The sequence below is a fragment of the Kitasatospora sp. NPDC001225 genome (assembly GCF_053597855.1).
Window position 1 is genome coordinate 96,791 of sequence record NZ_JBSFJC010000007.1, and the last position, 22,251, is coordinate 119,041.

Sequence of the window (22,251 nt, forward strand, 5' to 3'; positions counted from 1 at the left end):
GGGTTGGCGTGCTGGAGCACCTGAACCGGGCGATGGACCGGATCGAACACGACCTGGACCGCGAGGTCGACGTGGCCGCGCTGGCGCGGATCGCGATGACGTCGGAGTACCACTTCCGGCGGTTGTTCTCGATGCTCGCCGGGATGCCGCTGTCGGAGTACGTCCGGCGTCGGCGGCTGACCGTCGCCGGGGCCGAAGTCCTGGGCGGCGAGCGGACGTTGCTCGACATCGCGGTCCGGTACGGGTACTCCTCGGGGGAGGCGTTCGCCCGGGCGTTCCGGGCCATGCACGGAGTCGGGCCGGGCGAGGCCCGGCGCGACGGCGCGGTGCTCGTCTCCCAGCCCCGGATGTCCTTCCGACTCATCGTGGAGGGAAGCAGCAGTATGGAATACCGGATCGTCGAGAAGCCGGACTTCCGGATCGTCGGCAGGAAGGCCCGGGTCACCCTGATCTACCTGGGGATCAACCCGGGGATCGCCGAGTTCATCAAGGGCCTCGGCAAGGAGACGGTCGAACGGATCGCGGAGCTGTCCGGGGACGACCCGGCCGGGATCCTGTCGGTGAGCGACGACTTCTCGCCGAACCGCGAGGAGGGGTCCGAACTCGACTACTGGCACGCGGTGGTGGCGCGCGAGGGGGTCGCCGTCCCGGCGGACCTGGACGTGCTCGACGTCCCGGCCGGCACCTGGGCGGTGTTCACCAACTCCGGGCCGTTCCCGCAGGCCCTGCAGGAGATGTGGGGGGACGTGGCCAGCCAGTGGTTCCCGTCCAACCCGTACGAGGCCCGGCCGGGTCCGGAGATCCTGCGGGTCAGCCCGGTCCCGGGCACGGCCGACGCCGAGGCGGAGCTGTGGATCCCGGTGGCGAGGGCCGTGCGCGGCTGACGGGCGAAGGCCGACAGCCGACAGCCGACAGCCGACAGCTAACGGATAACAGCGAACAGATAACAGATGACAGCTGACAGATTTCGAAATCTGTCAGCTGTCATCTGTCATCTGTTCGCCCGCCCGTCTCGCCGCCCGTTCGGCCCACCCCGCCCGCCAAGCTCCGCCCCGCCCCGCATGCTGGGCCTGGAGGTGCGGGGGCCGAGGCGCCGAAAACCCGGGAGTTCCCGAGCAAGCTGCGAGGACAGACGCCATGAAGCAGACCTCCGTGACCACCAACGCCCCCTGCTGGACCGAGTTGGGCACCTCCGATCCGGCCGCCGCCCGGGCCTTCTACACCGAGCTCTTCGGCTGGCAGGCGGACGACACGGCCCGCCCCGGGGAGGGCGACTACACCCAGATGCTGGTCCGGGGCGTCCCGGCCGCCGCCATCACCCCGCGCTACGCCCCGCAGCAGCCGATCGCGTGGACGGTCTGCATCGCGGTCGCCGACGCCGACGCCACCGCCGCGAGGATCAAGGAGTGCGGCGGCCTGGTCCGGAAGGACCCCGGCGACGTCTTCGACTTCGGCCGGTTCTCGGTGGCCGCCGACCCGTCCGGCGCGGTGTTCATCCTCTGGCAGGCCCGCGCCTTCCGGGGCGCCGGGGTGTTCAACGAGCCCGGTGCGCTCGGCTGGGTGGAACTGCTCACCCGCGACCCGTCCGGCGCGCTCGCCTTCTACCCGGAGGTCTTCGGCTGGTCCGTCGCCCCGTCCGAGCACTACCCCCAGTGGGGCCTGGACGGACGGGACTTCGGCGGCATGCTGACGATGGACGACCGCTTCCCGCCCGAGGCGCCGCCGCACTGGCTGCCGTACTTCGCGGCCGCCGACGTGGACGGCACCGTCGGCCGGGCGGTGACGCTCGGCGGGGACGTGCTGACGCCCGCCACCGGCATGCCGGGCGGCCGGCGGATCGCCGTGCTGCGCGACCCCCAGGGCGCCGCGTTCGGCGTCTACACCGCCGGCACCGAGGGCTGACCGGCACGCCGGAGGGCGCGCGAGCGACGCCACCCGGCGACGCCCGCGCCCGCCGCCCCCGCCGTGACCAGCAGCGCCCCCAGCGGCACCACGTCGCCGATCCGGTCGTACCAGGTCAGCGTCCCGGGCGCGGTGAGCGGCAGTCGGACGGTCAGCACGCCGGTGCCGTCGGTGCCGAGCCGGGCGAGCTCCCGGCCCTGGGCGTCGAAGGCGGCCGAGACCCCGGTCAGCGAGGCCTGGACGGCCGGTCGGCCGGTCTCGGCGGCCCGGATCGCGGCCAGCGAGACGTGCTGCTCGGGCGCCCAGGTGCGCTGGAAGGTCGAGGTCGAGGACTGGTAGACCAGCACCCGGGCGCCGTCCCGGGCGGCGGTTCGGGCCATGTCGGGGAAGGCCGACTCGAAGCAGATCAGCGCCCCGACCGGCAGCGGCGCGCCCGCCCGGTCGGTGGCGGGCAGGACGTGGAAGGACGTGCCGGGTGCCCGGTTCTCGCCCGCGGCCCGGCTGACCCCGGCGATCCAGCCGAGCACCGGCCGCAGCGGGATGTACTCGCCGAACGGCACCAGCCGGATCTTGCGGTAGCGGTCCACCACGCCGGCGGGGGAGACCAGCACCGCGTCCTTGGAGATCCGCCCGTCCGCCTTGCGCGCGTCCTCCCCGGCGACGACCTCGGCGCCGGTGGTCGCGGCGAGCCGGCGCAGGGTGTCCAGCGCGGCCGGGTCGCGGTCCAGGTCGGCGGTGGTACTGCTCTCGCCCCACACGACCAGGTCCACCGGCTGTCCGACCAGTCCGGCCGTGATCCGCGCGCTCGCCTCGAAGCGGGCCTGGGGGTCCTCCACGATGCCGGGCTGGACCAGTGCCACGGTCACGGCCCCGTCCGTGGCAGGTGCCTCGCGCAGCGCGAACAGCAGCGGACCGGAGGCCAGGACCAGCACGACGGTCCCGGCCGCGACGGCCCGCGGCCGCCGGTGCACCGCGGTCAGCGCGATCAGCGCCCCGGTGTTCACCGCCGCCACCGCCGCGCTGACCAGCCAGATCCCGCCGGCCGAGGCCAGCCCGAGGACCGCCGGGTGCTGCCACTGGGTGGCGCCGAGCAGTGCCCACGGCCCGCCGAGCGCGGGCCAGGACCGCGCGTACTCGGTCGTCACCCAGACGGCCGGTACGACCAGCAGTGCGAGCAGGGCCCGACGGGCGGTCAGCCGGGGGTGCAGCAGCCGGTGCACGGTGTACCCGACGGCGCTCTGGAGCGCCCCGAACAGCACCGCGATCACCGGCAGCCCCGGCCCGACGGACGGGACCAGCCAGTACATCGCGGTCAGGATGAACCCCGCGCCGAACCACCAGCCGCGCACCGCCGCCTCCCGGCCCGACGGCGCCCGCTGCATCAGCAGCAGTCCGGGGACGAGCGCGACCCAGGCCAGCCAGGCCTGTCCGGGCGCGGGGAAGGCGAGCACCGGAACCGCGCCGGCCGCCAGCGCACCGGTCCGCGCGCGGTACTGGTGCGGCGCGTGCGGCTCCCGTTCCTCGGCGGCGGTCGTGCTCAGGGTCGGGCTGGCGGGAGCGGAGCGACGCGACATGACCCGTATTGTCCGCTTGACGGGCGTACACCACCAGTACGCCGTTCAGCCGAACGGGTGACAAGAGGCCCATGTTCGGAACCAGTGGTCCCAGCCGTACCGGTGGCCTTGCCAGAACGGGCGATCGGAGGGGTGGCCCCAAGGAGGAGCGGCCCCGAGGAGGGCTGCCCCAAGGAGGAGCGGCCCCGTGGGGGCCCGCCCCTCCGATCACCGTGCGCGGCCCTACTCCTCGCCGCCCTCCAGGTCCCCCTCGGTCTCCAGGAACGCGGCCTGCAGCTGCTCGATCAGCTCCGGGTCCGGCTGCTCCCACAGCCCGCGGCTCGCCGCCTCCAGCAGCCGCTCGCTGATCCCGTGCAGCGCCCACGGGTTGGCGCCCGCGAGGAACTCCCGGTTGACCGGGTCGAGGACGTACTCCTGGGTCAGCTTCTCGTACATCCAGTCCGCGACCACGCCCGTGGTGGCGTCGTAGCCGAACAGGTAGTCCACCGTCGCGGCCATCTCGAAGGCGCCCTTGTAGCCGTGGCGGCGCATCGCCTCGATCCAGCGCGGGTTGACCACCCGGGCGCGGAAGACCCGGGCGGCCTCCTCGGTCAGGGTGCGGGTGCGGACCGTCTCCGGTCGGGTCGAGTCGCCGATGTAGGCGGTCGGCGCCTTGCCGGTGAGGGCCCGTACGGTGGCCACCATGCCGCCGTGGTACTGGAAGTAGTCGTCCGAGTCGGCGATGTCGTGCTCGCGGGTGTCGGTGTTCTTCGCGGCGACGGTGATCCGCTTGTACGCGGTCTCCATCTCCTCGCGGGCCGGGCGGCCGTCCAGCCCGCGGCCGTACGCGTAGCCGCCCCAGACCGTGTACACCTCGGCCAGGTCGGCGTCGGTGCGCCAGTCCCGGCTGTCGATCAGCTGGAGCAGGCCCGCGCCGTAGGTGCCCGGGCGGGAGCCGAAGACGCGGACGGTGGCCTTGCGCTCGTCGCCGTGTGCGGCGAGGTCGGCCTGGACGTGGGCGCGCACGTAGTTCGACTCCGGGGCCTCCTCCTGGGCGGCGGCCAGGCGCACCGCGTCGTCCAGCAGGGCGACCACGTGCGGGAAGGCGTCCCGGAAGAAGCCGGAGATGCGCAGCGTGACGTCGATGCGAGGGCGGCCCAGCTCGTCCAGCGGGATCGGCTCCAGGCCGGTGACCCGGCGCGAGGCGTCGTCCCAGACCGGGCGGACGCCGAGCAGGGCGAAGGCCTCGGCGATGTCGTCGCCGGCGGTGCGCATCGCGCTGGTGCCCCAGAGCGAGAGCCCGACCGAGGGCGGGTACGCGCCGTCGTTGTCCGAGCGGTAGCGCTCGACCAGCGAGGAGGCGAGCGCCTGGCCGGTCTCCCAGGCGAGCTTGCTGGGGACGGCCTTCGGGTCGACGGAGTAGAAGTTGCGGCCGGTGGGCAGCACGTTGACCAGGCCGCGCAGCGGCGAGCCGGACGGGCCGGCCGGGACGAAGCCGCCCTGGAGCGCGTGCAGCACGGCGTCCAGCTCGTCGGTGGTGGCCGCGAGCCGCGGCACCACCTGGGCGGCGGCGAAGTCCAGCACCGCGCGGACGGCCTCCTGGACGGCCTCCGGCAGTTCGGCGGTCACCTTCTCGACCGCCTCGGGTGCCCAGTCCTCCGCCTCCATCGCCTCGACCAGGGCGCGGGCCCGGGCCTCGGCCGCGTCGGTGGCGCCCAGGGTCAGCGCCGCCTCGTCCAGGCCGAGCGCCTCGCGCAGGCCGGGCAGGGCGCTGACGCCGCCCCAGATCTGCCGGGCGCGCAGGATGGCGAGCACGATGTTGACCCGGTCGGTGCCGGTCGGCGCCTGGCCGAGGACGTGCAGACCGTCACGGATCTGGGCGTCCTTGACCTCGCAGAGCCAGCCGTCGACGTGCAGCAGGAAGTCGTCGAAGCCGTCGTCCTCGGGGCGCTCGTCCAGGCCGAGGTCGTGGTCGAGCCGGGCGGCCTGGATCAGGGTCCAGATCTGGGCGCGGATCGCCGGCAGCTTGGCCGGGTCCATCGCGGCGATGTTGGAGTGCTCGTCCAGCAGCTGCTCCAGGCGCGCGATGTCGCCGTAGGAGTCGGCGCGGGCCATCGGCGGGACGAGGTGGTCGACGAGCGTGGCGTGGGCGCGGCGCTTGGCCTGGGTGCCCTCGCCCGGGTCGTTGACCAGGAAGGGGTAGACCAGCGGCAGGTCGCCGAGGACGGCGTCCGGGCCGCACTCCGCGGACAGCGCGGCGGTCTTGCCCGGCAGCCACTCCAGGTTGCCGTGCTTGCCGAGGTGGATCACCGCGTGGGCGCCGAAGCCGCCGTCCTCCTGGGCGGCCTGGATCCAGCGGTAGGCGGCCAGGTAGTGGTGGCTCGGCGGCAGGTCGGGGTCGTGGTAGATGGCGACCGGGTTCTCGCCGAAGCCGCGCGGCGGCTGGATCAGCACGAGCAGGTTCCCGGAGCGGATCGCGGCCAGCACGATGTCGCCGTCCGGGTTCTGCGAGCGGTCGACGTACAGCTCGCCGGGGGCCGGGCCCCAGTGCTCCTCGACCTGCTCGCGCAGGCCCTGCGGGAGGGTGGCGTACCAGCGGCGGTAGTCGGCGGCGGGGATGCGGACCGGGTTGCGGGCCAGCTGCTCCTCGGTGAGCCAGTCCTGGTCGTAGCCGCCGGCCGCGATCAGGGCGTGGATCAGCGGGTCGCCCTCGTGGCCGCCCTCGCCGTCGTCGAACGCGGGGAGGTCGTCCCCGAGGTCCATGCCCTCCGCGCGCAGCCGCTCCAGCAGCCGCACCGCGCTGGCCGGGGTGTCCAGGCCGACGGCGTTGCCGACCCGGGCGTGCTTGGTCGGGTACGCGGACAGCACCAGGGCGAGGCGGCGCTCGGCGGCCGGGACGTGCCGCAGCCGGGCGTGCTTGACGGCGGTGCCGGCGACGCGGGCGGCGCGCTCCGGGTCGGCGGCGTAGACGGTCAGGCCGTCCTCGTCCAGCTCCTTGAAGGAGAACGGGACGGTGATCAGGCGGCCGTCGAACTCCGGGACGGCGATCTGGGTGGCGGTGTCCAGCGGGGACAGGCCGTCGTCGCTGGCCTCCCACTGGGCGCGCGACCAGGTGAGGCAGAGCGCCTGGAGGATCGGGCGGTCGAGCGCGGCCAGCGCGCCCGCGTCCCAGGCCTCCTCGTCCCCGCCGGCCTGGGCGTCGGCCGGGCGGGTGCCGCCGGCGGCGAGCACGGTGGTGACGATCGCGTCCGCCTCGCCGAGCGCGGCCAGCAGCTCGGGCTCGGCGCCGCGCAGCGAGGCGCAGTAGTAGGCCCTGGCCCTGGCGCCCTGGTCCTCGACGGCCCGGCAGAGCGTCTCCACGAAGGCGGTGTTGCCGCTCATGTGGTGGGCGCGGTAGTAGAGCACCGCCACCGTCGGACCCTCGGACGTACGGGCCTCGCGCTCCAGCGGGCCCCAGGCCGGGGCGGAGGCGGGCGGGGCGAAGCCGTGGCCGGTCAGCAGCACGGTGTCGGAGAGGAAGGCGCCCAGCTCGGCCAGGTTGGCGGCGCCGCCGTGGGCCAGGTAGGCGTGCGCCTCGGCGGCGATGCCGGCCGGGACGGTGGACAGCTCCATCAGCTGGGCGTCGGGGGCCTGCTCGCCCGTCAGCACCACCACCGGGCGGGGGCCGGCCAGCAGCGCGTCCAGGCCCTCCTGCCAGGCGCGGCGCCCGCCGAGCAGGCGGACCACGACGAGCTCGGTGCCCTCCAGCAGCGCGGGCAGGTCCTCGGGGGTGAGCCGGGCCGGGTTGCCGAGGCGGTAGCGCACCGGCCCCTCGGAGGCGCGGGCGCTGAGCAGGTCGGTGTCGGACGTCGACAGCAGCAGGATCATGTGAAGGCCCTCCCGGCCTCGTCGGTGGCCGGGGTGGCCGGGATCTGGGCCGGGGCGGCCGCTGGGGTGGCACGGACGGCCGCGCGGTCGACCGGGGTGGTCGCGGCGCGGGCCGGGGCGGTCGCACGGTCGACCGGGGTGGTCGTGGCGGCGGCCGGAACGGGCATGACGGCGGTCGGGACAGCCGCGGTGGCGGTCGGGACGGCCGTGGTGGCGGCCGGGGACGCGGGCGCGGGCATGCGACAGCGCTGGAACATTTCTGCCTTCCTCGGGGTCCGCGCCCCGGGCCGGTGGAGGACGGCAGGAGTTCCTGGCTCCCGCGGCCGACCGGTCTACCGGTGAACCGCGGTCACAGTGGCGGGACCGCACCGGGTTCGCACCGGTTTCCTCCCCTGCGCCGTCGCTGGCGTGCGGACGGTCCGTGAGGGACCGCCCGCCAGCATCGTACGGGGTGCGGCTGACCTGGGGGAGGGTGAGCTTTCGGACGTCCGGCCGACGGGGCTCGGATGTCCGGCGGACGGGGGCTCGGGGTGTCCGGCAGGTGCGGCGGGGGCGGGGCCGGGGTGTGATGCAGCGGACGGAGGCAAGCGATCGGATCATCTGTATGCTCGCCGCCATGCCACCGACACCCGACGCCACCGCGCCGGGCGCCGCAGGACCCGACCGGGAGGTGCCCGACCGGGGGCGTGCGGACGCCTGCCCCGGAGCACTTCGTCTGCATACGGCCGACGACGGCGCCCTCGCCCGGATCCGCCTGCCCGGCGGCCTGCTGACGGACCGTCAGGCCATCGCGCTGGCCCAGGCCGCCGAGGCCCTCGGCGACGGCGAGCTGGAGACCACCTCGCGCGGCAACGTCCAGCTGCGCGGCCTGGCCCCGCACTGCGCGGCCGAGCTCGCCGACCGGCTGCGCGCCGTCGGGCTGCTGCCCTCGGACACCCACGAGCGGGTCCGCAACATCGTCGCCTCGCCGACGGCCGGACTGGACACCACTGCCGAGGGAGCCGTCGGCAACGCCGATGTGCAGTCCTGGGTACGGGAGTTGGACGCGCGGCTGTGCGCCGCCGACTGGGCCGCCGGGCTGTCCGGCAAGTTCCTGTTCGCACTGGACGACGGGCGGGGCGACGTCGCCGCGCTCGACGCCGATGTGACATTGGTCGCAGGCCCGGACGGCACGCGGTTGCTGCGCCTCGGACGCGACGGACGCGGACACCCGGTCGAGGCCGGGCGGGAGGTCACGGCCGTGCTGGACGCGGCCCGCTCCTTCCTGGCGGCGCTGCGGACGCACGGGCGCAAGGCCTGGCACCTGCGCGAGGTCCCCGAACTGCTGCCGGCCGGCACGGTGCCGCTGCCCGCCTTCGCCGGCACCGCGCCCGCCGTCGGCGCGCTGCCCGGCGGGCTCTCGGTGGGGCTGCGGTTCGGCCGGGCGAGCGCCGGGCAGTGGCGGACGCTGGTCGCCGCCTCGGCCGGTGAGCTGCGGCTGACCCCCTGGCGCGGGGCGGTGCTGCCCGGCGCCCCGGCCGACCGGCTGCCCGGGCTCGCCGCGGCCGGCTTCCGCACCGAGCCCGGCTCGGCCTGGGAGCGGGCCACCGCCTGCACCGGGCTGCCGGGCTGCGCCAAGTCGCTGGCCGACGTCCGTACGGACGCGGCCCGGGCGCTGGACTCCGGTGCCGCCGTGAGGGCTGGTGCCACGGTGAGGGCCGGTGCCGTCGTGAGGACCGGTGCCGGCCCCGATGGACTGCTGCCCGTCCACTGGTCGGGCTGTGAACGGCGCTGCGGCCATCCGGCCGGGCGGTGGGTGGACGTGCTCGCCACGGGGCGCGGCTACCGGGTGACGGTGAACGGGGCGAACGCCGACGTGCCGGAGCCCGATGCGGCGAAGGCCCATGAGATGAACGCCGTTGTGACGAACGCCGTTGTGACGAACGAGGAGATGGCCGAGGCGGTCGCCGAGGCCAGGAGGACCACGAAGTGATCGAGTACGAGAAGGACGGCGCGTCCATCTACCGCCAGTCCTTTGCCACCATCCGCGCGGAGGCCGATCTGGCCGCCCTCCCGGCGGACGTCTCCCAGGTCGCGGTGCGGATGATCCACGCCTGCGGGATGGTCGACCTGGTCGAGGACCTGGTGTACTCGCCCGGTGTGGTCGCCTCCGCGCGCGCCGCGCTGCACGCGGGTGCGCCCATCCTCTGCGACGTCAACATGGTCGCGAGCGGCGTCACCCGTCGGCGGCTGCCGGCCGACAACGAGGTGATCTGCACCCTCACCGACCCCTCGGTGCCCGAACTCGCCCGCACGATGGGCAACACCCGCAGCGCCGCGGCCATGGAGCTGTGGCTGCCCCGGCTGGAGGGCGCGGTGGTCGCCGTCGGCAACGCCCCGACCTCGCTGTTCCGGCTGCTGGAGATGATCGAGGCGGGCGCACCGCGACCGGCCGCGGTGATCGGCGTCCCGGTCGGCTTCATCGGCGCCGCCGAGTCCAAGCAGGCCCTGGCCGAGCACCCGTCCGGCCTGGAGCACCTGGTGGTGCGCGGTCGGCGCGGCGGCAGTGCGATGGCCGCCGCCGCCATCAACGCGATTGCGAGCGAAGAAGAGTGACGGACCGTCAGAGCACCACGGGTCGGCTGTACGGCGTCGGGCTCGGCCCGGGCGACCCGTCGCTGGTGACCGTCCGCGCCGCCGAACTCATCGGCAAGGCCGACGTGGTGGCCTACCACAGCGCCCGGCACGGCCGGTCCATCGCGCGGTCGATCGCCGAACGGTATCTGACGGACGGTCAGATCGAGGAGAAGCTGGTCTACCCGCTCACCGTCGAGACCACCGACCACCCGGGCGGCTACCGCGGCGCGTTGGACGACTTCTACGAGGAGGCCGCCGCCCGGCTGGCCGCCCACCTGGACGCCGGGCGCGACGTGGTCGTCCTCGCCGAGGGCGACCCGCTCTTCTACGGCTCCTACCAGCACATGCACAAGCGGCTCGCGCACCGCTACCCGACCGAGGTGGTGCCGGGCGTGACCTCGCTCAGCGCGGCCGCGGCCCGGCTCGGGCAGCCGCTGACCGAGGCCGAGGAGACGCTCACCGTCATCCCCGGCACGCTGCCCGAGGAGGAGCTGACGGCGCGGATCGCGGCCGCCGACTCGGCCGTGATCATGAAGCTGGGGCGCACCTTCCCGACCGTCCGCCGGGCCCTGGAGCGGGCCGGGCGGCTGGCGGACGCGCAGTACGTGGAGCGGGCCTTCATGGCGGGGGAGCGGATCGCGCCGCTCGCCGAGGTCGACGGCGACACGGTGCCGTACTTCTCGGTCGCGGTGCTGCCGAGCAAGGTCGCGCCGCTGGAGCCGGAGGTCCGGCTGTCGGACGGCGTCGGCAGCGTGACCGTGGTCGGCACCGGGCCGGCCGGGCCGCTCTGGCTGACCGCCGAGGCGCGCGGCGCGCTCTCCGTGGCCACCGACCTGGTCGGCTACACCACCTACCTGGACCGGGTGCCGGAGCGGCCGGGGCAGCGGCGGCACGGCTCGGACAACAAGGTGGAGTCGGAGCGCGCCGAGTTCGCCCTGGAGCTCGCCCGGCGCGGGCACCGCGTCGCGGTGGTGTCCTCGGGTGACCCGGGGGTGTTCGCGATGGCCACCGCCGTGCTGGAGGTCGCCTGCGAGGAGGCCTACCGGGACGTCCCGGTGCGGGTGCTCCCCGGGATGACCGCCGCCCACGCGGCCGCCTCCCGGGCCGGCGCCCCGCTCGGGCACGACTATGCGACGGTGTCGCTCTCGGACCGGCTCAAGCCGTGGGACGTGGTGGCGAAGCGGCTGCGGGCCGCGGCCGAGGCGGACCTGGTGCTCGCCCTGTACAACCCGGGCTCGAAGTCCCGGACCACCCAGGTCGGGCTCGCCCGGGACCTGCTGCTGGAGTACCGGGCACCCGAGACCCCGGTGGTGATGGCCCGCGACGTCGGCGGCCCGACCGAGCGGGTGCGGATCGTCCGACTGGGCGAGCTGGACCCGGCACTGGTCGACATGCGGACCATCCTGCTGATCGGCTCCTCGCAGACCCGGGCGGTCGAGCGGGGCGGCGGCGTGGAAGTCGTCTGGACGCCGCGGCGGTACCCGGAGGAGTGACGGGTGACAGATGACAGCGAACAGATTTCATCATCTGTTCGCTGTCATCTGTTCTCTGTTCGCTGGTATCCGTTCCCTGTTCTCCGGCTGCCGACCGCTACCGGGTCGGCTTGGTGAGCAGCAGCTCCGTGTTGTGGTCCCCGCCCGCGCCCAGCAGCGCCGCCGGGCGGCCGTTCGGGTCGTTGTACGACAGCTCGCGGTAGAGCGCCGCGAGGTTGGCGTCCGAGGTGCCGCCGAAGTCCGTCCCGTACGGGGCGGAGGACTCGATCAGCGTGGTGAACAGCGAGAGCGTGCCGTCCCCGTTGTCCGCGATCTCGATGATCCGCCCGTGCTGCGGGTAGTCGATGTGCGAGGCGGTGTTGATCTCCCAGAACGCCCGCTCCGGCACCGCGTGGCCATGCGGCGTGATCTTGTTCATGTGGGTGTGCCCGTTCACCCACGCGACCACGTTCGGGTAGCGCTGGAGCAGCGCCACCAGCTCGTTGCCGTCGTGCCGTCCCTCGAAGATGTTGCGCGGGTCCGGCAGCAGGTTGCCCATCGTGCCGCTGGTGTGGTGGCTGAAGAGCAGGATCAGCTCGTCCGTGCTCCCGCCGGTCACCTTGCGCCCGTCGGCGTCGTACCAGTGCCCGCTGTGCGCCTGCAACTGCTGCTCCAGCCAGCGCAGTTGCGCGGTGCCCAGCGAACCGTCGGCGAACCCGGCCTGGTTGGTGGTGTCCAGGCTGATGCCGACCACCTTCTCCGAGATGCGGAAGGTGTAGTAGAGCTTGCCGCTGTTCGCCATGTCCGAGGTGAAACCGTGCCCGTACGGGCCGGCGCCGGTGACCGCCGGGTTCAGGTGGGCCTTGGCGAACTCCTTGAGCGTGAACGGCCGGCGGCGCTCGTCCGGGGTGACCTTGCGGACCAGGTCGCCACTGGCGATCAGCTTCGCCAGCAGCAGCACGGCGCCCGCCGGGTCGCGGCGCAGCGAGTCCGTCAGCTGGGCGGCCGTGGCGTCGTCGCAGCCCTCCAGCTTGTACTGGCCGGTGTACAGGTCGTTCAGCAGCCCGAGGTCCGGCAGCGAGCCCTCGATGCTGTCGTCGTGGTTGCCGACCGTGGTGTACCAGGGCGTGCGCAGGCCCGGCGCGTCGAAGGGGCGGCCGGCGGCGGACAGGAAGCCGGCTATCTGCGGGAAGCCCTTCGCCTTGTAGCCGTCGTTGTAGGAGAGTTCGGGGTTCCAGTAGGCGGCGTTGCCGGAGTTCTGCACACCCTCGTAGCGGCTGAGGTCACCGGTGTTCTGGGCCAGCCGTCCACCGCCCATGACCTTGAGGTACCAGTCGAGTTCGGCGAGCTCGTGGTTGTCGGTGTTGTCGCCGGTGGCCATCACCATGCTGAACGGCATCCCGGTGTAGGGGCCGCCGGCGAGCGAGTTGACCCGCTCGACGAGGGCCGAGACACCGCGGGCGTTCAGGGCCTCCTGCGGCCGGTACGCGCTGCCGTTGAGCTTGGCCAGGTACTCGAAGCGCACCGGGGACTCGGTGTCCACCAGGTGCAGGTCGCTGAACTGGACGAAGCTGGCCAGCCCGGTCCGGCGGTCGTCCCGCCCGGTGGTCGCCGACGCCAGGTCGCCGCGCACCACCAGCGGCCAGCCCGGCCCGGCCGTCAGCCGCTTGTAGCCGCCGGTGCCGACCGGCGTGGCCACCTGCTCCAGCGTGGTCCCGGTGACCCTGACCGCCCGCGCGGCCGTCGTCGCCAGGGCCTGGTCGCGCGCCGCGGCCGAGGCGAACTGCGCGCCGCCCAACGACAAGGCCGACCAGGCGGCGGCCACCGACGTACCGGTGAGGAACGTACGCCGACTCATCCCTGCCACAAAAACCCCCACATGCTGGTGGCCCGGCGGGGCAGTCGACCCCGGCCGGGCCCACGTCTGTCATGAACCCGCTTCTGGCGGACCGCCAGATTACTCACTGGTAGCCGCGGCGGGCGAGGCCCGTGCGGAGAACTCTTCGGGAACGCGGGACGGCGCGACCCTCCGCAACTCGTGCACGAGGGGTTCCACCGAGCGGGGCGAGGCGCCGCCGCCACCCCGGTCGGGCCCCACCAGGGCCGGTGGGGGAAAATCGGCGACGGCGTCCGGTGCGGCCGCCGGAGCGGAGCAAGGACGGCGCGGGCGCCGTCGGAAACGGGGCGCAGGTGGCCGCAGCGGGATCCGAGGCGGGAGCCGGGGTCGAAGCCGGAGCGGGCGGCCGGGCCGGCCAGCTGAAGAGCAGCGGCCTGCGGCCCGGCTGGACGACGGGCGCCTGCGCCACCGCCGCCACCAGGGCCGCGTACACCGCGCTGCTCACCGGCGAGTTCCCGGACCCGGTGGTCATCACCCTCCCCAAGGGGCAGCAGCCCGCCTTCGCCCTCGCGGCCGAGCAGCTGACCGTCGCCGAGCAGCCGACCGGTACTGAGGAGCCGACCGCAGCCGAGCAGCCGACCGGCCCCGGCGGGCGCACCGCCGCCATGGCCGGGGTGGTCAAGGACGCGGGCGACGACCCCGACGTCACCCACGGCGCGCTGATCCGCTCGACCGTACGGTCCGGCGAGCCCGGTACCGGGGTGGTGTTCCGGGCCGGCCCCGGGGTGGGGACGGTCACCAAGGCCGGCCTGCCGCTGCCCGTCGGCGAACCCGCGATCAACCCGGTGCCCCGGCAGATGATCCGGGACGCCGTCGCCGAGGTGGCCGCCGCGCACGGCGGCAGCGGGGACGTGGTGGTCGAGATCGCGGTCGACCACGGCGAGGAGATCGCCCGCTCCACCTGGAACCCCCGGCTCGGCATCCTCGGCGGCCTGTCCATCCTCGGTACGACCGGGGTGGTCGTCCCCTACTCCTGCTCGGCCTGGATCGACTCGATCCGCCGCGGCGTGGACGTGGCCCGCGCGGCGGGGCGCACCCACGTGGCCGGCTGCACCGGCTCGACCTCGGAGAAGGTCGCGGTCGCGGAGCACGGGCTGCCCGAGGACGCGCTGCTGGACATGGGCGACTTCGCCGGTGCGGTGCTCAAGTACCTCAAGCGCCACCCGGTGCCCCGGCTGACCATCGCGGGCGGCTTCGCCAAGCTGTCCAAGCTCGCGGCCGGCCACCTCGACCTGCACTCGGCGCGCTCCCAGGTGGACAAGGGCTACCTGGCCGGACTGGCCCGCCGGGGCGGCGCGGACGAGGCGCTGGCCGAGGCGGTCGCGGGCGCCAACACCGCGCTGGAGGCCGTGCAGTTGTGCCGTGCGGCCGGGGTGCCGCTCGGGGACCTGGTCGCCGAGGCGGCCCGGGCGACGGCGCTCGGCGTGCTGGTGGGCTCGCCGGTCGCGGTGGACGTCATCTGCATCGACCGCGCGGGCACCGTCGTCGGCCGGGCGGAGCCGCTCGGGCCGTGACAATGTCACGGGTGTCACGACGGCGCGACAACATCGCCCGATGACGTGAAGAACTGACGCCCAAACAGGGCAAGAATCGGACAAATGGAGCAGTAGGGCGGGCCCCCGGTTCTGTCGTCATCTCAACCATGAGATATCGTCTGGCGAGTGACAGGCGACTACCTCACCCGCATCGGCACCCTCATCCGTACCGCGCGCCAGCACCGCGGCTGGTCCCAGGCGCAGCTCGGCGAAGCCCTCGGAACCAGCCAGAGCGCGGTCAACCGCATCGAACAGGGCAAGCAGAACGTCAGCCTTGAGATGATCGCCCGCATCGGCGAAGCCCTCGACAGCGAGATTGTCTCCCTCGGCTACTCCGGCCCGATGCACCTGCGCGTCGCCGGCGGCACCCGGCTCTCCGGCGCGATCGACGTCCGCAGCAGCAAGAACGCCTGCGTGGCGATCCTCTGCGCCTCGCTGCTGACCACCGGCCGCACCACGATCCGCAGCGTCGCCCGGATCGAAGAGGTCTACCGCATCCTCGAGGTGCTCACCAGCATCGGCGTCAAGAGCCGCTGGATCAACGAGGGCCGCGACCTCGAACTCACCCCGCCCGCCGAGCTCGACCTCGCGGCGATGGACGTCGAGGCGGCCCGCCGCACCCGCAGCGTGCTGATGTTCCTCGGCCCGCTGATGCACCGCGCCCAGCGCTTCGCGATCCCGTACGCCGGCGGCTGCGACCTCGGCACCCGCACCGTGCAGCCGCACCTGACCGCGCTGCGCCGCTTCGGCCTGGAGGTCGCCACCACCGGCGGCGCCTACCACGCCTCGGTCGAGCCGGGCACCCCGCAGGACCGCCCGATCGTCCTGACCGAGCGCGGGGACACCGTCACCGAGAACGCCCTGCTGGCCGCCGCCCGGCACGACGGCGTCAGCGTCATCCGCAACGCCTCGCCCAACTACATGGTCCAGGACCTCTGCTTCTTCCTGGAGAAGCTGGGCGTGCGGATCGAGGGCATCGGCACCACCACCCTCACCGTGCACGGCGTCCCGGAGATCACCTGCGACGTCGACTACACCCCGGCCGAGGACCCGGTGGAGGCGATGAGCCTGCTGGCCGCCGCCGTCGTCACCTCCTCCGAGCTGACCATCCGCCGGGTGCCGATCGAGTTCCTGGAGATCGAGCTCGCGGTGCTGGAGGGCATGGGCCTCGACTACGACCGCACGCCCGAGTACCGGGCCCACAACGGTCAGACCCGACTGGTCGACCTCACCGTGCGCCCCTCCAAGCTCACCGCGCCGATCGACACCATCCACCCGATGCCGTTCCCTGGCATCAACATCGACAACGTGCCGTTCTTCGCCGCCATCGCCGCGGCCGCGCACGGCACCACGATGATCCACGACTGGGTGTACGACAACCGCGCGATCTACCTGACCGAGCTGACCCGCCTCGGCGCCGACGTCAAGCTCCTCGACCCGCACCGCGTACTGGTCCAGGGCCCCACCCGCTGGCGCGCCGCCGAGATGATGTGCCCGCCGGCCCTGCGCCCCGCCGTGGTCATCCTGCTCGCCATGCTCGCCGCCCAGGGCACCTCCGTCCTGCGCAACGTCTACGTCATCAACCGAGGCTACGAGGACCTCGCCGAGCGCCTCAACTCCATCGGTGCCCGGATCGAGACCTTCCGCGACATCTGACCGACCGTCACGCCGCTGGCCGGCCTCACTCGTTGAGCCCGGCCAGCAGCACGGAAACCTCCAACCCGGTGTTCAGGTACTCCACGAACACCGGGTTGTCCAGTGCCCAGGGCGAGCGCCGTTCCCGGACCAGTCGGACCGCCTCGCCGCACTCGTGGCCGAGGCCGATCAGGGCCTGTGCCACCACCAGGCCCGAGCGGTTGTACCCGGAGTGGCAGCGCACCAGCGTCCGACGGCCCCGGCGGACGGCGGCCGCGGTGAGCTCGGCCGCCTCCTCGACGGCGAGCAGCTGACCGGGGGCGAGCGGGGCGTCGGGCATCTCCCGGACGACGTGCTCCACCCCCGGTGCCGGGCCGTGCCCGGGGCGCGTGAACAGGCTGACCACCAGGTCGAACTCGGTCCGTACGATGGCGGGTTCCAGCTCGCCGCCGGGCGGGGTGAAGTAGTGCCCGCCCATCCAGAGCCCGGGAACGATCTCGTTCCAGGGCTCGGACGGCCCGGGCGTCCCACGTTCCTTCTGGCGGGTCCGCACTGCTTGCTCCCTCTCGGCCGGTCCGGCTGGTGAATCCGCTCGTGCTACTCGCCGGTGGTGCCGTCGAGGTGTTCGCGGAGGAGGTCGGCGTGGCCGTTGTGGCGGGCGTACTCCTCGATCATGTGGGTGAGGATCCAGCGCAGCGAGAAGACCTCCTCGCCGTAGTGGCCCAGGACGTCCAACGACTCCGCGGCGGCCACGAGTTCCCTGGCGTGGTCGCACTCGCGGCGCCAGATCGCGAAGGCCTCGTCGGGGTCGGCGGTCTCGGCGTCGAACTCGGCGAAGGAGCCGTCGGGGTGCGCCCAGAAGCCGCGCGCGTCCTCCTTGTTGAGGACGTTGCGGAACCAGCTGCGCTCCACCTCGGCGAGGTGGCTGACCAGCCCGAGCAGGGAGAGCCCGGACGGCTCCAGCACGCGGGCGCGGAGCTGCTCCGTGGTGAGGCCCTCGCACTTCATCGCGAGGGTGTCGCGCTGGTAGTCCAGGAAGCCTGCCAGTGTGGCGCGTTCGTCGGCGGTGCGGGGGGTCTGCGTGCGCTGATCATCGGTCATCGGGCCATCCTGCCCGCCATCCGACGGGCCCGCCGCCCAATTTCCCCGCTCCTAGCCCAGGTGCTCCAGCCAGCGCAGTGCGCCCGGGACGTCGGGTGCGACGGGGACGCCTTCGGGTACGGGCGGGCGCTCCACGATGATGACGGGCAGGCCCAGTCCGCGGGCGGCGGTCAGTTTGGGGGCGGTCGCGGCGCCGCCGCTGTCCTTGGTGACCAGGACGTCGATGTCGTGCCTGCGCAGCAGCGCCTCCTCGCCCTCGATCGTGAACGGGCCGCGGTCCAGCAGGACTTCGAACGAAGGCGGCAGCGGGGGCTCGGGCGGGTCCACCGAGCGGGCGAGGAAGTGGACGCCGTCGAGGTGGGCGAAGGCGGCGACGCCCTGCCGGCCGATGGTGAGGAAGACCCGTTCCCCGCGCCGGGGCAGCAGTTCGGCGGCCGCGGCGAGCGAGGGGGCGAGGAGCCAGTGGTCCCCGTCGACGCGGGTGAAGCCGGGGCGGCGCAGCACCAGCAGGGGGACGCCGGTGGCGGCGGCCGCGAGGGCGGCGTTGTGCGAGATGCCGGCGGCGAACGGGTGGGTGGCGTCCACCACCGCGTCCACGCGTTCCGTGCGCAGCCAGTCGGCCAGGCCCTCCGGTCCGCCGAAGCCGCCGATCCGCACCTCCCCGGCGGGCAGCCGGGGTCGGGCGACCCGGCCGGCCAGCGAGCTGGTGACCCGGAGGGCGGTGGGGGCGAGTTCGGCGGCCAGCGTCCGCCCCTCGGTGGTCCCGCCGAGGACCAGGACGTGTCGCATCACGCCCCGCAGGGCTCGTGCGGGCGCTCGCGGTCCGCCGAGTAGAGGTGGCTGTCGCGGAACTGCTCGGCGGCCAGGGTGCGGCCGACGATGATGACGGCGGTGCGGACCACGCCCGCGGCCTTGACCTGCTCGGCGATGTCGCCGACGGTTCCGCGCAGCACCAGCTCGTCGGGGCGGCTGGCCATCGCGACGACGGCGACCGGGCAGTCGGCGCCGTAGTGCGGGAGCAGCTGCTCGACCACGTCGTCCACGTACCCGGCGGCCAGGTGCAGCACCAGCAGGGCGCCGCTGCGGCCGAGGGTGGCGAGGTCCTCGCCCTCGGGCATCGGGGTGGCGCGCTTGGCGATCCGGGTGAGGATGACGGTCTGGCCGACGGTCGGGACGGTCAGCTCCCGCTTCAGCGCGGCCGCGGCGGCGGCGAAGGCGGGCACGCCGGGGACCACCTCGTAGGGCACGCCGGCCGCGTCCAGGCGGCGCATCTGCTCGGCGACGGCGGAGAAGACGGACGGGTCGCCGGAGTGCAGCCGGGCCACGTCCTGGCCGGCCTCGTGCGCGGCGACCAGCTCGGCGGTGATCTGGTCCAGGTTGAGCTGCGCGGTGTCGATCAGCCGGGCGCCGGGCGGGCACTCGTCCAGCAGTTCGCGCGGGACGAGGCTGCCCGCGTACAGGCAGACCTCGGCGCGGGCCAGGATGCGCTGGCCGCGCAGGGTGATCAGGTCGGCGGCGCCCGGGCCGGCTCCGATGAAGTGGACGGTCACGAGGCGTTCTCCTGAAGGGGGTTGTCGGACGTGCGGGCTTCGGCGGCGCGGGCTTCAGTGGTGCGGGCCTCGGCGGCACGGGCGTCGGGCTTGACGGCGGACCACTGGGTGACCGGCATGGCCTGCCGCCAGCCGGTGAAGCCGCCCACGGGGACGGCGTGGGCGACGGCGAGCTTGACGAGCTCCCCGCCGTGGCGCCGGTACCACTCGGTGAGCAGCGCCTCGGACTCCAGCGTCACGGTGTTGGCGACGATCCGGCCGCCGGGGCGCAGCGCGGCCCAGCAACTCTCCAGCAGGCCGGGCGCGGTGAGGCCGCCGCCGATGAACACGGCGTCGGGGGCGGGGAGTCCGGCGAGCGCGGCGGGGGCGGGTCCGGTCGCCACCCGGAGCCGGGGCACGCCGAGTGCGGCGGCGTTGCGGGCGATTCGCTCGGCCCGCACCGGGTCGCGTTCGACGCTGACGGCCCGGCAGTCGCGGTGGGCGCGCAGCCACTCGATGGCGATCGAGCCGGAGCCGCCGCCGACGTCCCAGAGCAGTTCGCCGGGGGAGGGGGCGAGCGTGGCGAGGGTCGCGGCGCGGACGTGGCGCTTGGTGAGCTGGCCGTCGCTCTCGTACGCGGTGTCGGGCAGGCCGGGGACGAGTGAGGTGCGGGGGCCGTCGCCGAGGTCGACGGCGATGACGTTCAGCGGGTCGCCGGGCGGGTGCGGCCAGCCGTCGGCGGGGCCGTCCAGGTGGCGTTCGGCCGGGGCGCCGAGCTGTTCGAGGACCCGCAGGCGGGCGGTGCCGTAGCCGCGGGCGGTGAGCAGTCCGGCGACGGCGGCCGGGGTGGCGGAGTCGGCGCTGAGCACCAGCAGGCGGCGGCCGGGGTGGAGGGCGAGCGAGAGGGTGTCCAGCGGTCGGCCGACCAGGCTGACGACCTCGGTGGTCTCCAGCGGCCAGCCGAGCCGGGCGCAGGCGTAGGAGACGGAGGAGGGGTGCGGCAGGACGCGCAGGCGCTCGGCGCCGACGGTCTCGGCGAGGGTGCGGCCGATGCCGTAGAACATCGGGTCGCCGCTGGCCAGGACGGCGGTGCGGCGGCCGGCGTGGGCGGCGAGCAGCCCGGGGACGGCGGGGCGCAGCGGGGACGGCCAGGGGACGCGCTCGGCGGCGACCTCGTCGCGGGGGAGCAGGTCCAGCTGGCGGGGGCCGCCGACGACGACCTCGGCCTCCCGCAGCACGGCCCGGGAGCCGACGGCGAGGCCGGGCCAGCCGTCGGCCCCGATCCCGACGACGGTGATCGGGGGTGGCAGCTCGGGCACCGGGTGGCTCCTCGTCGTTCGAATGGGCCAATGAGTGGGAAATCTGACTGGCCGGGGCAGCCTACCTGGCGGTCTGTCTCCCACCCGCTCCCCAGTCCCCCGACTCGATCAGCGCCGGCCGCTCCCGCAAGCGCGCCTCGGCCCTCGGCCCGGCGAGGTAGACCCAGGCCGCCCGCGGCTCGCCCGTCGCGGTCCGCACCGTCATCCGCCGCCGGACGTACAGCCCGGTCCCGTCGGCCCGGCACTCCTCCAGCCGGTCCAGGGCCTCCAGGGCTCCGGCGTACGCGCCAGGGCGTACGGTGACGAGCTCACCCACGATCCGACGTCCGGGCGCCGGGTCCGGCACCGCGTACGGGAAGCCGGGGCCCTCGTGCAGCGCGGCGCCCTCCAGCACGGCCGGGCGGACGTCGGCGCAGCGCCCGGCCAGGTGGACGGCATGATTGCGGCCGCCGCTGCGCAGGGTGCCGTACACGAAGAACGGCAGGGCCTCCTCGGATGCGGACACGGGTTCGACCTCCTCGCTGGGGAGCGTTCACGGTACGTCCCGCGGTCCGGTTCCTGATACCGACTGGCGCACCGGGCCGTCCATGCGCTGTCATGTCGGATGTTCGGCCAGTACCGTCCAAGGGGGACACACATGACACCGCCCGCTTCACCCTCCCAACCGGCCGCGACCCCCGGCTCAGCCCCCGACACCCCCGCCACCACCAAGGCCGGAGCCGAAGCCAGGACCGAAGCCAGGACCGAGGCCGGGGCGAGCCCCGTCCCCCGCCTCGGCGGCGCGGTCTGGCTGGCCCTCCTCGTGGTCTACATCGTCTGGGGATCGACCTACCTGGCGATCCGGGTCGCGGTCGAGACGATGCCCTCCTTCCTCTCCGCCAGCGCCCGCTTCCTCACCGCCGGCCTGCTGCTGGCCGGCTACCTCCTGGTGCGCCAGGGCCCGGCCGGCCTGAAGGTGACCCGGCGCCAGCTGGCCTCCTCCGCCCTGGTCGGGTTGCTGCTGCTGACCGGCGGCAACGGACTGGTGGTCCTGGGCGAGACCTCCGTCCCCTCCGGCCTGGCGGCCCTGCTGGTGGCCGCGGTCCCGCTGTGGATGGTGGTGCTGACGGCGTTCGGCGGCGATCGCCCGAAACCGGCCGAGCTGGCCGGGGTGCTGCTCGGACTGGTCGGCCTCGGAGTCCTGTCGGCCCCCGCGATCGGCGGGTCGATCGAGCCGGGCGGCGTGATCCTGATCATCGGCGCCACTCTGCTCTGGGCGACCGGCTCCTTCGTGAGCAAGAAGATCCCGATGCCCGGCAACGTGCTCGCCGCGAGCGCCTACCAGATGCTGGCCGGCGGCCTCGGCGACCTGCTGGTCGGAGTGGGCCGCGGCGAGCAGCACGGGGTGGACCTCGGGGCGGTCTCCGGCCGGTCCTGGCTGGCCCTCGCCTACCTGGTGGTGTTCGGTTCGCTGCTCGCCTTCACCGCGTACGCCTGGCTGCTGCGCTCCGCCCCGCTGACCCTGGTGGCCACGTACGCGTACGTGAACCCGGTGGTCGCGGTGCTGCTGGGCTGGCTGATCCTGGCCGAGCCGCTGACCGGCCCGACCCTCGCGGGCGGCGCGATCGTGGTGGCGGGCGTCTGCCTGGTGGTGAGCGTCAGCCGGCGTCCGGGCCGCTCATCGAGCGCCGGGAGCCGAGCCCGTCCGGCGGAAACGGCGGAAACGGCGGAAACGACCGACACGGCCGATCGGGTGAAGGGGCCGTCCGCCCGTCGCTGAGCACGACGTCCGCACGTTCGAAGACGTCCTCGGTGGTCCGCCCCCGCGCTTCCGGCTCGCGGGGGC

At 74.2% G+C, this 22,251-nt stretch carries 18 protein-coding genes and 1 riboswitch; of the genes, 8 read left to right on the forward strand and 10 right to left on the reverse strand.

What is annotated here, in order from left to right; translation table 11 throughout:
- Positions 1-8 precede the first annotated feature (8 nt).
- Both ACWDCZ_RS04150 and ACWDCZ_RS04155 read left to right on the forward strand, forming a co-directional pair.
- Positions 9-884 carry an AraC family transcriptional regulator gene (locus ACWDCZ_RS04150; RefSeq protein ID WP_449815145.1) on the forward strand — a complete coding sequence of 292 codons (876 nt, stop codon included), beginning with the start codon at positions 9-11 and terminating at the stop codon, positions 882-884.
- Between the two features lie 253 nt (positions 885-1,137).
- Positions 1,138-1,902, forward strand: a complete 765-nt coding sequence (locus tag ACWDCZ_RS04155) for a VOC family protein (protein WP_449815146.1) — start codon at positions 1,138-1,140, stop codon at positions 1,900-1,902.
- On the opposite strand, the gene lnt is transcribed toward ACWDCZ_RS04155, so the two are convergent.
- The 3 genes from lnt to ACWDCZ_RS04170 form a co-directional block, all read right to left on the reverse strand.
- On the reverse strand, positions 1,878-3,476 hold the full coding sequence (gene lnt / locus ACWDCZ_RS04160; protein ID WP_449815147.1) for an apolipoprotein N-acyltransferase: 1,599 nt from the start codon (positions 3,474-3,476) through the stop codon (positions 1,878-1,880). The two genes, ACWDCZ_RS04155 and lnt, sit on opposite strands and share 25 nt — an antisense overlap.
- 222 nt (positions 3,477-3,698) lie before the next feature.
- A complete protein-coding gene (cobN, locus tag ACWDCZ_RS04165; protein ID WP_449815148.1) occupies positions 3,699-7,322 on the reverse strand; it encodes a cobaltochelatase subunit CobN in 3,624 nt (1,207 codons plus the stop codon).
- Positions 7,319-7,579: a hypothetical protein gene (locus ACWDCZ_RS04170; protein ID WP_147409322.1), complete on the reverse strand. Its 261-nt coding sequence runs from the start codon at positions 7,577-7,579 to the stop codon at positions 7,319-7,321. Before ACWDCZ_RS04170 ends, cobN begins: the two co-directional genes overlap by 4 nt.
- A 47-nt stretch (positions 7,580-7,626) precedes the next feature.
- Positions 7,627-7,712, reverse strand: a riboswitch (cobalamin riboswitch).
- A 214-nt stretch (positions 7,713-7,926) separates the two neighbouring features.
- On the opposite strand from ACWDCZ_RS04170, the gene ACWDCZ_RS04175 reads away from it, so the two are divergent.
- The 3 genes from ACWDCZ_RS04175 to ACWDCZ_RS04185 are packed head-to-tail and all read left to right on the forward strand — an operon-like array spanning position 7,927 to position 11,431.
- The gene (locus tag ACWDCZ_RS04175; RefSeq protein WP_449815149.1) at positions 7,927-9,294 is read left to right on the forward strand and encodes a cobalamin biosynthesis protein CobG; all 1,368 of its coding nucleotides are present in this window, start codon (positions 7,927-7,929) and stop codon (positions 9,292-9,294) included.
- Positions 9,291-9,917, forward strand: coding sequence for a precorrin-8X methylmutase (locus ACWDCZ_RS04180; protein ID WP_049649824.1), 627 nt, complete (start codon positions 9,291-9,293; stop codon positions 9,915-9,917). The genes ACWDCZ_RS04175 and ACWDCZ_RS04180 overlap by 4 nt, the downstream gene beginning before the upstream one ends.
- Positions 9,914-11,431 (forward strand): precorrin-2 C(20)-methyltransferase, encoded by a 1,518-nt coding sequence (locus ACWDCZ_RS04185; protein WP_449815150.1) that lies wholly within the window; start codon positions 9,914-9,916, stop codon positions 11,429-11,431. Before ACWDCZ_RS04180 ends, ACWDCZ_RS04185 begins: the two co-directional genes overlap by 4 nt.
- A 97-nt stretch (positions 11,432-11,528) precedes the next feature.
- Here ACWDCZ_RS04185 and ACWDCZ_RS04190 read toward each other — a convergent pair whose 3' ends face one another.
- The gene (locus ACWDCZ_RS04190) at positions 11,529-13,268 is read right to left on the reverse strand and encodes a TIGR03767 family metallophosphoesterase (protein ID WP_107418848.1); all 1,740 of its coding nucleotides are present in this window, start codon (positions 13,266-13,268) and stop codon (positions 11,529-11,531) included.
- A gap of 332 nt (positions 13,269-13,600) precedes the next feature.
- On the opposite strand from ACWDCZ_RS04190, the gene ACWDCZ_RS04195 reads away from it, so the two are divergent.
- Complete coding sequence (locus ACWDCZ_RS04195) at positions 13,601-14,821, forward strand: cobalt-precorrin-5B (C(1))-methyltransferase (RefSeq protein ID WP_449815151.1); 1,221 nt, start codon at positions 13,601-13,603, stop codon at positions 14,819-14,821.
- Positions 14,822-14,968: 147 nt separating this feature from the next.
- Entirely contained in the window at positions 14,969-16,498 is a 1,530-nt protein-coding gene (locus ACWDCZ_RS04200; protein ID WP_049649821.1) for a UDP-N-acetylglucosamine 1-carboxyvinyltransferase, read from the forward strand.
- 25 nt (positions 16,499-16,523) lie between these two features.
- Here the strand turns inward: ACWDCZ_RS04200 and ACWDCZ_RS04205 are convergent, their stop codons facing one another.
- From ACWDCZ_RS04205 to ACWDCZ_RS04230, 6 genes are all read right to left on the reverse strand, one after another.
- The gene (locus ACWDCZ_RS04205) at positions 16,524-17,030 is read right to left on the reverse strand and encodes a protein-tyrosine phosphatase family protein (RefSeq protein WP_449815152.1); all 507 of its coding nucleotides are present in this window, start codon (positions 17,028-17,030) and stop codon (positions 16,524-16,526) included.
- Between the two features lie 44 nt (positions 17,031-17,074).
- Positions 17,075-17,578, reverse strand: coding sequence for a DinB family protein (locus ACWDCZ_RS04210; protein WP_449815153.1), 504 nt, complete (start codon positions 17,576-17,578; stop codon positions 17,075-17,077).
- Between the two features lie 51 nt (positions 17,579-17,629).
- The gene (locus ACWDCZ_RS04215; protein WP_449815157.1) at positions 17,630-18,367 is read right to left on the reverse strand and encodes a cobalt-precorrin-6A reductase; all 738 of its coding nucleotides are present in this window, start codon (positions 18,365-18,367) and stop codon (positions 17,630-17,632) included.
- Positions 18,367-19,128 (reverse strand): precorrin-4 C(11)-methyltransferase, encoded by a 762-nt coding sequence (cobM, locus tag ACWDCZ_RS04220; RefSeq protein ID WP_074004354.1) that lies wholly within the window; start codon positions 19,126-19,128, stop codon positions 18,367-18,369. Before cobM ends, ACWDCZ_RS04215 begins: the two co-directional genes overlap by 1 nt.
- Positions 19,125-20,426, reverse strand: a complete 1,302-nt coding sequence (cbiE, locus tag ACWDCZ_RS04225) for a precorrin-6y C5,15-methyltransferase (decarboxylating) subunit CbiE (protein ID WP_449815154.1) — start codon at positions 20,424-20,426, stop codon at positions 19,125-19,127. The genes cobM and cbiE overlap by 4 nt, the downstream gene beginning before the upstream one ends.
- A 61-nt stretch (positions 20,427-20,487) precedes the next feature.
- Positions 20,488-20,931 carry a gamma-glutamylcyclotransferase family protein gene (locus ACWDCZ_RS04230; protein ID WP_449815155.1) on the reverse strand — a complete coding sequence of 148 codons (444 nt, stop codon included), beginning with the start codon at positions 20,929-20,931 and terminating at the stop codon, positions 20,488-20,490.
- A gap of 132 nt (positions 20,932-21,063) precedes the next feature.
- Between ACWDCZ_RS04230 and ACWDCZ_RS04235 the strand changes: the two genes are divergently transcribed.
- Positions 21,064-22,185 (forward strand): EamA family transporter, encoded by a 1,122-nt coding sequence (locus ACWDCZ_RS04235; RefSeq protein WP_449815156.1) that lies wholly within the window; start codon positions 21,064-21,066, stop codon positions 22,183-22,185.
- Positions 22,186-22,251 lie beyond the last annotated feature (66 nt).

What these genes read in the sequence shown, in the direction of transcription:
- ACWDCZ_RS04215 (WP_449815157.1), bottom strand. Translation starts at nt 18,367, where the DNA reads ATGCGACACGTCCTGGTCCTCGGCGGGACCACCGAGGGGCGGACGCTG.
- ACWDCZ_RS04155 (WP_449815146.1), top strand. Translation starts at nt 1,138, where the DNA reads ATGAAGCAGACCTCCGTGACCACCAACGCCCCCTGCTGGACCGAGTTG.
- ACWDCZ_RS04210 (WP_449815153.1), bottom strand. Translation starts at nt 17,578, where the DNA reads ATGACCGATGATCAGCGCACGCAGACCCCCCGCACCGCCGACGAACGC.
- ACWDCZ_RS04170 (WP_147409322.1), bottom strand. Translation starts at nt 7,579, where the DNA reads ATGTTCCAGCGCTGTCGCATGCCCGCGCCCGCGTCCCCGGCCGCCACC.
- ACWDCZ_RS04190 (WP_107418848.1), bottom strand. Translation starts at nt 13,268, where the DNA reads ATGAGTCGGCGTACGTTCCTCACCGGTACGTCGGTGGCCGCCGCCTGG.
- lnt (WP_449815147.1), bottom strand. Translation starts at nt 3,476, where the DNA reads ATGTCGCGTCGCTCCGCTCCCGCCAGCCCGACCCTGAGCACGACCGCC.
- ACWDCZ_RS04175 (WP_449815149.1), top strand. Translation starts at nt 7,927, where the DNA reads ATGCTCGCCGCCATGCCACCGACACCCGACGCCACCGCGCCGGGCGCC.
- cobN (WP_449815148.1), bottom strand. Translation starts at nt 7,322, where the DNA reads ATGATCCTGCTGCTGTCGACGTCCGACACCGACCTGCTCAGCGCCCGC.
- ACWDCZ_RS04235 (WP_449815156.1), top strand. Translation starts at nt 21,064, where the DNA reads ATGACACCGCCCGCTTCACCCTCCCAACCGGCCGCGACCCCCGGCTCA.